This window comes from Burkholderia sp. (genome assembly GCF_018375725.1).
In the GTDB taxonomy this organism is placed as follows: Bacteria; Pseudomonadota; Gammaproteobacteria; order Burkholderiales; family Burkholderiaceae; genus Burkholderia.
This window is the reverse complement of sequence record NZ_JAHACR010000089.1, coordinates 1-13,689: the sequence shown is the minus strand read 5'-3', so window position 1 is coordinate 13,689 and position 13,689 is coordinate 1. Positions and strand designations below refer to the sequence as shown.

Here is a 13,689-nt window from a genome sequence, read left to right as displayed (position 1 = left end):
GCTGCCGGCGGTGATCAACTTCGACCTGCCGTTCAACGCCGAGGATTACGTGCACCGGATCGGCCGTACCGGACGTGCGGGCGCGACCGGCGACGCGCTGTCGCTCTGCAGCCCGAACGAGCGCAAGCAGCTCGCCGATATCTAGAAGCTGATCAAGCGCCCGCTCGACATGCAGACGCTGTCGATCGACAAGCCGTCGCGCACCCGCCACGATGATCGCGGCGGCCGCCGCGAGCGCGACGAGCATCGCGGTGCGCCGGCCCGCCGCACGGCGGGCGGTGAGCGCGTGCATCACCATCGCCGCCACGAGCCGGCGATCGACGATTTCTTCCTGAAGCCGTACGAACCGTCGGCACCGGTGCGACGCCCGGAGGAAACGAAAACCGTGCAGCCGGAGAAGAAGGGGCCGAAGCGGCAAGTTGCCGCACTGCTCGGCGGGTTCGGCATGCCGCGCAAGCCTTCTGCATGAACGGTTGACGGTTACGTGCGAAGGTGACGAGGCGGGCGCATGCGACGAGCATGCGCCCGTTTTGCTTTGCCGGGGCGGGAAGCGCGCGGCGCTGCGATGAAATAGCGGGACGTGATTGCCCCGGCATCGGATGCGGGGCGGCGGAACCGGGATGCCGCGAAATGCGGAGACGCAAGCGGCTTCAACCGGCTTGCAAGTGAGGTTCGAGCGGTTCGCGGCGCGCGTTGGCCGCTGGACGCCTCAGCTTGTCTGCGGCCCGAAGCGCCGCGCCCATGCGGCCGTCGCCGCGGAGTAGAACCGATCGAGCGTCGCGCTCTGGCTGTCGCCATCGAGTGCGAGGCCGAGATGCGCGGCTGCAGCCCGCAATGCGGGAAGCGGGTCGTCGCGCTCGAGTGCGGTGGCGCCGGTCTGCTTGCTGAGTTTCTCGCCGTGTGCGTCGACGACGACCGGGACATGCAGATACGACGGCGTCGGTACGTCCAGGCAGCGTTGCAGATAGATCTGCCGCGCGGTGGAGTCGAGCAGGTCGGCGCCGCGCACGACGTGCGTGATCGCCGCATCGGCATCGTCGACAACGACCGCGAGCTGATACGCCCACAGTCCGTCGGCGCGCCTGAGGACGAAATCGCCAACCTCGGTCGCGAGATTCTGCGATTGCCTGTGCTGCCAGCGATCCTCGAACGAGACGATCGCGGCGTCGCCGTCCGGCACCTGAAGCCGCCATGCCCGCGCCGGTTTGCCATGCAGGCCGGCGCGGCAGGTGCCGGGATACGCGAGCGTCGTGTGACGTTCATGCGCGGCGCGCAGCGAATCGGCGATTTCCCTGCGCGTGCAGCCGCACGGATAGACGCGTCCGGCCGCGATCAGCCGGTCGAGCGCCGCCGCATACTGAGCGTCGCGCCGGCTTTGCCAGACCGGCGGTTCGTCGGGCGTCATGCCGAAATGCGCGAGGGTGTCGAGAATGCGCTCGGCCGCACCGGGCACGGTGCGCGGCCCGTCGATGTCCTCGATGCGCACGAGCCATGCGCCGTCGTGCGCGCGGGCATCGAGCCAGCTCGCGAGGGCGCCGACCAGCGAGCCGAAGTGCAGCGGACCGGTGGGCGAGGGCGCAAAGCGACCGCGATATCGACTCATCTGTCGTCGCCGCGCGCGACGTTCACGCTGCGTTGGCGTTGGCGTTGGCGCAGGCCGGGCACGACTTGCCGGGCACGTAGCTCGGCGACTGCTGCGCGTCGGGCGTCACGACCGCGCGGCACGCGAAGCAGGTGACGTTTTCGGTCGGCTCCAGATTCGGATTCAGCGCGGTGCGATAGTCGAACACGAAGCAGTCGCCGTGATAATGCGCGCCGCCCACTTCCTCGAAATACTTGAGGATGCCGCCTTCGAGCTGATAGACGTTGTCGATGCCGACGTCCTTCATGTGGATCGCGGCCTTCTCGCAGCGGATCCCGCCCGTGCAGAACGACACGACCGTCTTGCCTTCCAGGTCCGCGCGATTCGCCTCGATGACTTCGGGGAATTCGCTGAACTTGTCGATCCGGTAATCGAGCGCGTTGTCGAACGTGCCGACGTCGACTTCGAACGCGTTGCGCGTATCGAGCATCACGACCGGCCGCCCGGCATCGTCGTGCCCGCGATCGAGCCACGCCTTCAGCGTGCGCGCATCGACGAACGGCGCGCGTCCGAGCTCCGGCTTGATCGTCGGCTTCTTCATCGTGATGATCTCGCGCTTCAGGCGCACCAGCATGCGGCGGAACGGCTGCGAGTCGGACAGGCTTTCCTTGAACTGCAGATCCGCGAACTTGCCTTCGAACAGCGGATCGCGGCGCAGGTAATCGATTAACGCGTCGGTTGCGTCGCGCGTGCCCGCGATGAACAGGTTGATGCCTTCGGGGGCAAGCAGGATCGTGCCGCGCAGGCCGAGTTCGTTGCAGCGGGCGGTGACGAGCGGGCGCCATTGCTCGTTGGTGTCGAGCGACACGAACTTGTAGGCGGCGAGATTGACGATACTCATGATGGTCTGACGATAGGACGGCCACGGCCGTGCGGCGGGCACACGGTTGCACGAAATAAGGGTGCGGATCCGGGGCGGCAGATTCGAAAACCCGTATTATCCCGCAAACTGCGCACGGGCCGGCACTCGGCCGTTCGGTCAGCGGCGCGACGCGCGGCCGCGGGCATCGGCCGAACGGCCGACGCGGGGATTTTTTGGGCAGCCGGCATGGCGGGGCGGCTACAATAGCGCCCATGTCAGATCCCCGTTTCGTCCATCTTCGCGTCCACTCCGAATTCTCGATTGCCGACGGCATCGTGCGTCTCGACGATATCGTCAAGGCCGCGGCCGCGGACGGTCAGGGCGCGCTCGCCCTCACCGATCTCGGCAACGCGTTCGGCCTCGTCCGTTTCTACAAGGAAGCCCGCGGCAAGGGCATCAAGCCGATCGCAGGGTGCGACGTCTGGATCACCAATCCGGACGATCGCGACAAGCCGTCGCGCCTGCTGCTGCTTGTGAAGGACAAGCGCGGCTACCTGAATCTCTGCGAGCTGCTCACGAAGGCGTGGCTCACGAACCAGTACCGCGGCCGCGCGGAGCTCGACGCGCAGTGGCTCGAAACCGAACTCGCCGAAGGGCTGCTCGCACTGTCGGGCGCGCAGCATGGCGATATCGGCCTCGCGCTCGCGGCCGGCAACGAAGAGGCCGCGCGCCGTCACGCGCGGCGCTGGGCGCAGTGCTTCCCGGGCGGCTTCTACATCGAGGTGCAGCGCTACGGTCAGCCGGGCGCGGAGGCCTACATCCAGCAGGCGGCGACGCTCGCCGCGTCGCTGGAGCTGCCGGTGGTCGCGACGCATCCGCTGCAGTACATGACCGACGACGATTTCACCGCGCACGAGGCGCGTGTGTGCATCTCGGAGGGCGACATCCTCGCGAATCCCCGGCGCCAGAAACGTTTCACGATCGACCAGTTCTTCCGCTCGCAGGACGACATGGTCGCGCTGTTCCACGACCTGCCTTCGGCGGTCGCGAACACGATCGAGATCGCGAAACGCTGCAACCTGAAGCTCGAACTGGGCAAGCCGAAGCTGCCGCTGTTCCCGACGCCGGACGGCATGTCGCTCGACGACTACCTGATCCAGCTGTCGAAGGAAGGCCTCGAAAAGCGCCTCGCGCAGCTGTATCCGGACGCCGCGGAACGTGACGCGCAGCGCGATACCTATTACAAGCGTCTCGAATTCGAGTGCGGGACCATCACGAAGATGGGCTTTCCGGGCTACTTCCTGATCGTTGCGGACTTCATCAACTGGGCGAAGAACAACGGTGTGCCAGTCGGGCCGGGCCGGGGCTCGGGCGCAGGCTCGCTCGTCGCGTACGCGCTCGGCATTACCGACCTCGACCCGCTCCGTTACAACCTGCTGTTCGAGCGGTTCCTGAATCCGGAGCGGGTATCGATGCCCGACTTCGATATCGACTTCTGCCAGCACGGCCGCGATCGCGTGATCCAGTACGTGAAGGAGAAGTACGGCGCGGACGCGGTATCGCAGATCGCAACGTTCGGTACGATGGCCGCGAAGGCAGCGGTGCGCGATATCGGCCGCGTGCTCGACCTCGGCTACATGTTCACCGACGGCATCGCCAAGCTGATCCCGTTCAAGCCGGGCAAGCATGTGACGATTGCCGACGCGATGAAGGAGGAGCCGCTCCTGCAGGAGCGCTACGACAACGAGGACGAAGTCCACCAGCTGCTCGATCTCGCGCAGCGCGTCGAGGGCCTGACGCGTAACGTCGGGATGCACGCGGGCGGCGTGCTGATCGCGCCCGGCAAGCTGACCGACTTCTGTCCGCTCTACATGCAGGGCGACGATGGCGGTGTCGTCAGCCAGTACGACAAGGACGACGTCGAAGCGGTCGGCCTCGTGAAGTTCGACTTTCTGGGCCTGACCACGCTGACGATCCTCGACTGGGCGGAGCGCTACATTCGCCGTCTCGATCCGTCCAAGGCCGACTGGTCGCTTGCCCAGGTGCCGCTCGACGACCCCTCGTCGTTCCAGATCCTCAAGAAGGCGAACACGGTCGCGGTGTTCCAGCTGGAAAGCCGCGGCATGCAGGGCATGCTGAAGGACGCGCAGCCGGACCGCTTCGAGGACATCATCGCGCTCGTTTCGCTGTATCGTCCGGGTCCGATGGATCTGATTCCGAGCTTCTGCGCGCGTAAGCACGGCCGCGAGAAGGTCGAATATCCGGATCCGCGCGTCGAGCCCGTCCTGAAAGAGACCTACGGCATCATGGTCTATCAGGAGCAGGTGATGCAGATGGCGCAGATCATCGGCGGCTACTCGCTCGTCGGCGCGGACTTGCTGCGTCGCGCGATGGGCAAGAAGAAGGCCGAGGAAATGGCCGAGCACCGCGAGCTGTTCCGCGCGGGCGCGGCGAAGAACGGCCTGTCGTCCGAGAAGGCCGACGAGATCTTCGACCTGATGGAGAAGTTCGCGGGCTACGGCTTCAACAAGTCGCACGCGGCGGCCTACGCGCTGCTCGCGTACTACACCGCGTGGCTGAAGGCGCACCATCCGGCCGAATTCATGGCGGCCAACATGACGTTGGCGATGGACGACACCGACAAGGTGAAGATCCTGTTCGACGACTGCGTCGCGAACAACCTCGCCGTGCTGCCGCCGGACATCAACCATTCGCACTACCGCTTCGAGCCGGTTGCCGAAGCGGACGGCAAGCGCTCGCGCACGATCCGCTATGGTCTTGGCGCGGTGAAGGGCAGCGGCCAGAATGCGATCGAGGAAATCCTGCGCGCGCGTGAGGAAAAGCCGTTTACGGACCTGTTCGACTTCTGCGAGCGAATCGACCGCCGTGTCGTGAACCGCCGCACGGTCGAGGCGCTGATCCGGGCGGGCGCATTCGATTCGCTGAACGCGAACCGTGCGCAGCTGATCGCGTCGGTGCCGCTCGCCATGGAGGCGGCCGAGCAGGCCGCCGCGAACGCGATGCAGGCGGGCCTGTTCGACATGGGTGCCGAGTCGCCGCATGCTCACGCGCTCGTCGACGAGCCGGCATGGGACGACAAGCGTCGCCTGCAGGAGGAAAAGGGTGCGCTTGGCTTCTATCTGTCGGGTCACCTGTTCGACGCATATCGCGACGAGGTGCGCCGTTTCGCGCGGCAGAAGGTCGGCGAACTGAAGGAAGGTCGCGACAAGCTTGTCGCGGGCGTGATCGCATCGATGCGCACGCAGATGACCCAGCGCGGCAAGATGCTGATCGCATTGCTCGACGATGGTACGGGCCAGTGCGAGATCACGATCTTCAACGAGCAGTTCGAAGCGAACAAGGCGCTGTTCAAGGAAGACGAACTGCTGATCGTGCAGGGGCAGGCACGCAACGACGCGTTCACGGGCGGCATCCGTTTTACCGCCGACACGGTCATGAATCTCGAACGTGCGCGCAGCCGCTATGCGCAGGCGGTGTGGCTGACAATGAACGGCAACGCGGACTCGGCGGCGCTGCGCCGCGTGCTCGAAGCGTACGTCGCGAAGGCCGATGAGGCGCCTGCCGTCGAAGCGCCGGCGCCACGCAGCGGCCGCGACGGCGGGCGGCGTGCACAGCCCGCGATACCGAACGGCCTGCCGGTACGGATCGCCTATCGCAATGCGGTCGCGCAGGGCGAGCTCCACCTTGGCGAGGCATGGCGGGTCAAGCCGAGCGACGAGCTGGTCGGTGCATTGCGTCAGGCATTCGGTGCCGATGCCGTCGATTTGCTTTACTGAAGCACATTTTTCTGGGCAGCTTCCACGACGAAATGAAGATAGGGATCTCGGCCAATGCGCTCAAACATGGCGGCGGGCTCGAGCGCTACGCGATGGATCTGGTGCGGGGCCTCGCCGCGCACGAGGTCAAGCCTGCGTTCTTCGCGCGGCGCTTCGACGAGTCGCTGCCGGAGCGCCAGCTTGTCGATGCACATCGGATCAACGTGTCGTTCCTGCCCGGCAAGCTGCGGGACACATGGTTTTCCTGGCGGCTTCGCGAGCAGCGCCGCGTCGCGGGCGTCGACGTCCTGATCGGTTGCAATCGGGTCGATTCGTCCGAGATCGCGATTTGCGGCGGGACGCATCGTGGTTTCCTGAACGCGATCGGCCGCGTGCCGACTTGGTCGGATCGCATGCAGATCGCACTCGAGACGCGGCAGTACGAGCAGGCGAGCGTCGTGGTTGCGCATTCACTGCAGATGCGCGACGAATTGCGCACGCTCTACGGGATCAGCGACGCGAAGATCCGCGTATTGTTTCCGCCCGTCGACAGCGCGCGATTCGCGCCATGTGACGACACGGCACGCATCGCGCTGCGCAAGCGTTTCGGGTTTGCCGACGACGAAATCGTGCTGTTGTTTCCGTCGGGTAGCCATGAACGGAAGGGGCTGCCGCTGATCGAGGCGGCGTTGCGCGATCTCGATCTGCCCGTTGTCGTGGCCGTGGCGGGGCGTCCGCCCGAGTCGACGAGCCGGCATGTGCGCTACATGGGATATGTGAAGGACATCGAGGCCGGATATCGCGCGGCGGATTTCACCATCCTTGCGTCGAAGTACGAGCCGTTCGGGCTGGTGGGCATCGAATCCGTGATGTGTGGCACGCCCGTCATCTTCTCGTCCAACATCGGCTGCTGCGACGCGATTGCGGATCACGCGAAATTCCTGTTTGCGCTGGGCGACGTGGACGCGCTTCGTGCGACGCTGCGCCGCGCGGTACGAACGACGCTCGGCGCGGCGCGGCGCACGCCGGGCGAGATCGCTCGAGGGGCGGTCGCCTACGATACGGGTGTTGCGGCTCATGTCGATGCGCTGATGGCGTTGGCCAAGCCCATCTGCCCGCGTGGCCGAGAGCGCGTGGGAACGTGACGCGCGATGGGTGACGGGCGGGCGCGATGGCCATCCGCCAGGCGCCCCCGAACTCGCCGAGGATCTTGCGCGACGCCGGCCGTTGCTGTTCGGGCCGTTTTGACCCCGAAGCGGCTAATTCGGGCGATGCGTTTCGCTATAATTGAACAATTTTTAGGCAACCCGCAATAGTTTGATGCGCACCACCCGATTGTTAGGTCTCGTCGCGACAGCGGCCGTCATTCTGTCGCCCGCATTGATACTCTCGTTGAAAGGCGGCGCCGGATACTGCTATTTCGTGGTGTTTGCGTTGTCCCTCGTCTATCTGGGCAACGCGGAGAACCGGCGCAATGCGGCCGAGTTGTATCGGAAGTACCGTTCCCTGGTGTTCGCGTTGCTCGCGCTGCCGTGCATCGTGCTGTTCCAGATCCTCGTGTTGCGAGACGGCACGTTTCCAGCCCTCGATCCGCTGTTGCGCCTGGCGCTCGTCATCCCTGGCTTTTTCTATCTCGCATCGCTGCCTTCGCGGCAACTCAGGCAGGTTCAGTGGGGGTTCGCGATTGGCGGCCTGGGAACCGGCGCGTGGGTGATCTATCAGTTGACTCATCCGGGCATCGCGTACGGGATCGACCGCGTGGGCAACACGTTTACGAATCCCATCCCGTTCGGCGATACCGCGTTGATCCTGGGTTTTCTCTCGATCGCGTCGATCAGGCGCGGCAGGGATGCGACGCTGTTTGAGATCCTCATCAAGACCGCGGCATTGCTTGCCGGATGCTACGCGTCCTATTTGTCCGGGGCGCGGGGCGGGTGGATCGCCTTGCCGTTTCTCATATGGGCCGCGGCCGGCGGCCGACACTGGCTGGCAAGCGTAAAAGCGCGTGTCGCGCTTGGCGTCGCGGTGCTGGTGTGTATCGGCGCACTTGCCGGTACGAGCGTGGTGCGTGAGCGGGTCAGCGCCTTCGGAACCGACATCGCGGCAATGAAGCAGGGCAATGTCGATACGTCGACGGGAATCCGCTTCAGCCTGTGGCGCGCGGACACGCAACTGTACAAGGAGCATCCTGTGCTCGGCGTCGGGCGCGGCAGCCTCGAGCGGGAACTGCGCGCCAAGGCGCAGCGCGGCGAGGTGCCCGCGATCATCGTGAACGGCCGTGCCCACAGCGAGTTCTTCTCCGTGCTGGCCGAAATGGGCAGCGCGGGCATTGCGGCATTGTTGTTCTTGTACGCGAGTACCTTCATGCCATTCTGGCGGAATCGTGCCAGTACGGATCCGGAAATCGCAACTGCGTCGTATCTGGGGCTGGCGATGGTGGGCGGCACGATCATCTTTGGATTGACGATCGATGTGCTGACGCTGGTGATGAATGCGGCGTTTTTTGCGCTCACGGTGGCGACACTGCTTGCATGGATCGAGGCGCGCAAGCGGGAGCTTGCCTCCGCCGAGGGCTTGGGGGCCGGCGGTGTTTGTGCCGACAATGCGTCGACCTCCCGTCTCGAGCATGCCGGCATACCGGGCGGCCGCGGGGCTGGACATCGCGCATCGCCGTTGTCGGCACGCCGGAACCCGCATTGACCGTGAGTCGCGACGTGGCCGGGCCGGTCGCTACGTATGGTTGTCCCGGCGACCATTCGGGTCGGAGTGAAATCGAGGCGGCCCGCGCGTCGTCCGGATCACGCGGTGCGGGAGAGACTGTCCTGAGCCGCAGACGGCGTGGCGGCCATGCCGCGCGCGGGCCGTGCGGCCAATGCGGATATAATATCGGGCCTTTTTCGGACCGCCGGTCGGCGGTGTCCTGAATCCTCTGTCCCACGGCCGTTTGCGGCACCATAAGGATCGTCTTTGGATAGTCCGAACACCCTGAGCAAACCCATGAGCGTCTCGGGTACCTCTCCCGTCACGCTGCTCAAACGTCTCTGGCCGCACATCCGGCCCTTGTTGGGGATCATTTTGCTTGCGATCGCCACGATGGGCGTCGTTGCTGCCACCGAGGCCGGCATTCCGGCGCTGCTCAAGCCGCTCCTCGATCACGGCTTCGGCACCCACGGCAACGACAAGGCGAAATGGTTCGTGCCGGCCGCCGTCATCGGGCTCGCGCTCGTGCGCGGTCTCGCCCAGTATTCGTCCGGCTATCTGCTGAGCTACGTGTCGAATCGAATCCTGCTCGATCTGCGCCTGCGCATGTTCGAACGGATGATTCACACGAGCGCATCGTTCTTCCAGCGGGAGACGGCGAGCACGGTCATCAATGCGATCGTGTTCGAGGTCAACCAGGTGCTGAACGTGCTGATGGGCGTCATGGTCACGCTGGTGCGCGATTCGCTGACGGTGATCTTCCTGCTCGGCTACCTGTTCTATCTGAACTGGCGCCTCACGTTGATCGTCGCCGTCATCCTGCCGGGCATCGGCTGGCTCGTCAGCAAGATCAACCGCCGGCTGCGGCGTCTGAATCGAGATCATCAGACGTTGACGAACGAACTGTCGTATGTCGTCGAGGAAACCGTGGCGGGCTACAAGGTCGTCAAGGTCCACAACGGCGAACCGTACGAGATCGATCGCTTCACCGAAATGAGCCGGCGCCTGCGCGGCTATGCGATGCGCATGACCGTGTCCGGCGGGCTCGCGCAGCCGCTCACGCAGTTCCTCGCGTCGATCGCGCTCGCGGTCGTGATCACGATTGCCGTGGTTCAGTCGTCGAGCGACCAGACGACGGTCGGCGGCTTTGTGGCATTCGTGACGTCGATGCTGCTGGTGATCTCGCCGCTCAAGCACCTGATCGACGTCAATCAGCCGCTGCAGCGCGGGATGACCGCCGCGGAGCTGATCTTCGGCCTGATCGACGAACCGGCCGAGCCGCAGGGTGGCGGTCGTCCGTTGCCGCATGCACGCGGCGAGATCGAGTTTCGCGACGTGTCGTTCGACTACGGTGCGGCCGAGCGCCCGACGCTCGACCGCATTGCGTTCAAGGTCGCGCCGGGCGAGATGGTGGCGCTTGCCGGGCCGTCCGGCAGCGGCAAGACGACGCTCGTGAACCTGCTGCCGCGCTTCTTCGACCCGACCGGCGGCGCGATCCTGCTCGACGGCGTGCCGATTTCGGACTACGACGTGCATGCGCTGCGCAGCCAGATGGCGATGGTCAGCCAGGACGTCGTGCTGTTCAACGATACGATCGCGGCGAACGTCGCATACGGCCAGACGCCCGACCGCGCGCGCGTGCAGGCGGCGCTCGAAGCGGCGAATCTCGCCGACGCCGTGGCTGCGATGCCGGACGGTCTCGACACGATCGTGGGCGGTAACGGGATGCGGTTGTCCGGCGGCCAGCGGCAGCGGCTCGCGATCGCGCGTGCGATCTACAAGGACGCGCCGATCCTGATCCTCGACGAAGCGACCTCCGCGCTCGATTCCGAATCGGAGCGCCACGTGCAAGCCGCGCTCGAGCGCCTGATGGAAGGCCGCACGACGCTCGTGATCGCACACCGGCTGTCGACGATCGAGCGGGCCGACCGCATCCTCGTACTCGAGGGCGGCAAGATCGCGGAAGAGGGCAGTCACGATGCGCTGCTCCAGCGGGGCGGCCTGTACGCGCATCTCCATCGCATCCAGTATCAGCAACAGGCGGCTTGACCGGCGCGCGGCGGGCCGCCGCGCGCCTTTATGCCATTGCGAGCGCGCTCGCCGTCGCTGCGCGGGCCGCGACCGTGTCATTCGACGCGGCAGACAGCACAGAGGACACACATCATGGCAAGAAGCCGCATCGACGATGTGTCGCGCCGGGGCGCCCCGCGCACAATTGAAGGCGAACTGACATGAACGACGTCCTGACGCGCGCCGACGCGGCCGCGCACTCCATGAACGACACCCCACTGCGCGTCCTGTTCCATATCGACGACTTCGGTCGCGGCGGCACCGAAACCGCGCTGATTGCATGGCTGAACGCACTCGATCGACGGGTGTTCGCGCCTGCGTTGTCCGTTGCGTTCCCGACCGCCGACCTGGACGCATTGCGGCAGTCGGGTGCGATTCCCGCCGACGTGCCGGTTCATGTGCTCGCGTCGGCGCGCTGGTCGCATGCGCTGCACCAGCGCGAGCGCCGACGCCGGCTGCGCTTCGGCGAGAAGCTGCTGCACAAGCTCTCGACGCATGTCGCAATCCGGCCGCTCGTCGCCAGGCGCTTCCTGCAACTTGCCGCCGGCCACGATCTCGTCTGCGATTTCGATTTCTCGCTGCGCCGCATCGCCGGACGCGGCGCGGCGCCGTGGCTCGGTGTCAGTCACTACAGCTTCGTCGCGCGCTTCGGGCACAAGGACGAGGCCTACATGGCGCGCCGCACGCGCCAGTACGCGCGCTATGCGGCGATCGCGACACTGACGCCCGCAATGCGCCGCGAGGCCGAGAAGATGTTCGCCGGTTCCGGCGTGCGGATCGTCGATCTGCCGAACGTGATCGACGTCGCGGCGATCCGCCAGCGCGCGGACGCGGCGTTCGAGCGTCCGGCCGCACGCTTCGTCGTTTCGGTTGCACGGCTCGACGAAGGGCAGAAGGATCACCGCACGCTGCTGCGCGCCTACGCAAAATGGCGCGCGCGCCGGCCGGATGCCGCCGATCTCGTCTTGCTCGGCGACGGCCCGGATCGCGCGGCGCTCGAACAACTCGCGACCGAACTGGGCATTCGCGGTACCGTGCATTTTCTCGGTTACTGCGCGAATCCTTTTCCATATATCCGCGCCGCCGAAGCGCTTGTGCTGAGCAGTCGCTACGAAGGGTTCGGGATGGTGCTCGGTGAGGCGATGGCGCTTGGTACGCCCGTCATTTCGACCGACTGCCCGACCGGGCCGCGCGATTTGCTCGAAGACGGCGACGCCGGATTGCTGGTGCCGCTCGGGGACGTCGACGCGATGTCGGATGTGCTCGAACGCGTGTCGACCGACACGACGCTGCGTGCGAGGCTGATACGGCGCGCGTCGGACAAGATCGCTGGATTCGACGTACCGGCCGCGAACCGTCGGATCGCGGCGCTGGCGGGCGGCCTGCTCGCGGCGCCGCGCTGAGCCCGCCGCATCGCCCGCGCATCGCGATTTCGCTAGAATGACAAGCCGATTCCAGCCTTTTCCTGCCGTGACCGCTTCCGTTTCATTCGCTACGCCCCCGCGCAGCATCCTTGTCGCCTGTACCCGCCGGCTGGGGGACGTGCTGCTGACGACGCCGCTGGTGCGCTCGCTCAAGCGACAGTGGCCCGATGCACAGATCGACATGATCGTGTTCCGGGGCACCGAGGGCGTGCTTGAAAACAATCCCGATATCCGTCGCGTGATCGTCGTCGCGCAGCGCGCGAAGCCCCGCGAGCGGTTCGCGGACGCGGCCCGCATCTGGCGCCAGTACGATCTCGCCTGCGCGGCGATCAGTTCGGATCGCGCCCGTTTCTATACGTGGTTCGGCGGACGCCGGCGCGTCGGGCTCGTCGACCCGGCGCGGGTCACGCGGCTGACGCGTTTCATGCTCGACGGCATCGCGCTCGACCGGCACGGCGACGTCCATACGGTCACAAGCAGTCTCGCGATTGCCGACGCGCTCGGCGTGACGCCCTGCGCGGAAGTGGTTCCACCCGGCATCGGTTCGGATCCGGAGCGGATTGCGCGATTCGAGGCGATGTTGTATGGATCGTCCGCATTGTCGCGAACGCGTCCGCATATCGTGCTGCACCCGTTTCCGATGTTCCGCTACAAGCAATGGAACGAGGGCGGTTGGGTCGAACTGATCCGTTGGGCGCGCGCGCGCGGCTTCGACGTTGCGTTGAGCGGCGGCCCTGCCCCGGCCGAAGTGGAGTACGCGCGCGGGATCGTCGCGGCGGCCGGTGAGCCCGTCGCGAACTTCGTCGGCCGCATGACGTTCGGCGAGACCGCGGAGCTGATTCGCCGCGCGCGGCTGTTCGTGGGGCCGGACACCGGCGCGACCCATGTCGCCGCCGCGTGCGGGACGCCGACGCTCGCGTTGTTCGGGCCGTCGAATCCGGTGCGCTGGGGGCCGTGGCCGGCCGGCTGGCCGGCACACAGCGAACCGTGGCCGTTGCGTGGCTCAGGGCAGCGCGGGAACGTCTACCTGATGCAGGGCGAGGGCGACTGCGTGCCGTGCAGGCTCGAAGGCTGCGATCGCAATCTGGAAAGCTGGAGCCGCTGTCTGACGAGCCTGCCCACGCAGCGCGTGATCGACGTCGCGGCAGCGCTCGTCGAGGGCCGGCCGGCTGTCGAGACGCCGCATTGCGCGGTGGTCGACGTGTCGGCGCTGTCGCGCGCGGATACGCCGTCCGGACTGGGGCGGGCGCGTTAGCGGTCTGCCGCGGGGGTGTC

8 protein-coding genes and 1 pseudogene are annotated in these 13,689 nt (G+C 66.2%); 7 read left to right on the top strand and 2 right to left on the bottom strand.

What is annotated here, in order from left to right; all coding sequences use genetic code 11:
• A pseudogene (locus KH616_RS12305) lies at positions 1 to 469 on the top strand (helicase-related protein); the annotation flags it as partial.
• Between the two features lie 240 nt (positions 470 to 709).
• Here KH616_RS12305 and gluQRS read toward each other — a convergent pair.
• Together gluQRS and KH616_RS12295 are read right to left on the bottom strand one after the other, a co-directional pair.
• Positions 710 to 1,603: a tRNA glutamyl-Q(34) synthetase GluQRS gene (gene gluQRS / locus KH616_RS12300; RefSeq protein WP_292244805.1), complete on the bottom strand. Its 894-nt coding sequence runs from the start codon at positions 1,601 to 1,603 to the stop codon at positions 710 to 712.
• Between the two features lie 22 nt (positions 1,604 to 1,625).
• Positions 1,626 to 2,483 (bottom strand): sulfurtransferase, encoded by an 858-nt coding sequence (locus KH616_RS12295; protein WP_292244803.1) that lies wholly within the window; start codon positions 2,481 to 2,483, stop codon positions 1,626 to 1,628.
• Between the two features lie 233 nt (positions 2,484 to 2,716).
• Here KH616_RS12295 and dnaE point away from each other — a divergent pair, with 233 nt between their 5' ends.
• From dnaE to KH616_RS12265, 6 genes are all read left to right on the top strand, one after another.
• Positions 2,717 to 6,241 carry a DNA polymerase III subunit alpha gene (gene dnaE / locus KH616_RS12290; RefSeq protein ID WP_292244801.1) on the top strand — a complete coding sequence of 1,175 codons (3,525 nt, stop codon included), beginning with the start codon at positions 2,717 to 2,719 and terminating at the stop codon, positions 6,239 to 6,241.
• 32 nt (positions 6,242 to 6,273) lie between these two features.
• A complete protein-coding gene (locus KH616_RS12285) occupies positions 6,274 to 7,365 on the top strand; it encodes a glycosyltransferase family 4 protein (RefSeq protein WP_292244799.1) in 1,092 nt (363 codons plus the stop codon).
• A gap of 175 nt (positions 7,366 to 7,540) precedes the next feature.
• Complete coding sequence (locus KH616_RS12280) at positions 7,541 to 8,920, top strand: O-antigen ligase family protein (protein WP_292244797.1); 1,380 nt, start codon at positions 7,541 to 7,543, stop codon at positions 8,918 to 8,920.
• Positions 8,921 to 9,217: 297 nt separating this feature from the next.
• The gene (msbA, locus tag KH616_RS12275; protein WP_292244795.1) at positions 9,218 to 10,969 is read left to right on the top strand and encodes a lipid A export permease/ATP-binding protein MsbA; all 1,752 of its coding nucleotides are present in this window, start codon (positions 9,218 to 9,220) and stop codon (positions 10,967 to 10,969) included.
• A gap of 182 nt (positions 10,970 to 11,151) precedes the next feature.
• A complete protein-coding gene (locus KH616_RS12270; protein WP_292244794.1) occupies positions 11,152 to 12,393 on the top strand; it encodes a glycosyltransferase in 1,242 nt (413 codons plus the stop codon).
• Between the two features lie 37 nt (positions 12,394 to 12,430).
• Entirely contained in the window at positions 12,431 to 13,669 is a 1,239-nt protein-coding gene (locus tag KH616_RS12265) for a glycosyltransferase family 9 protein (RefSeq protein ID WP_292244792.1), read from the top strand.
• Positions 13,670 to 13,689 lie beyond the last annotated feature (20 nt).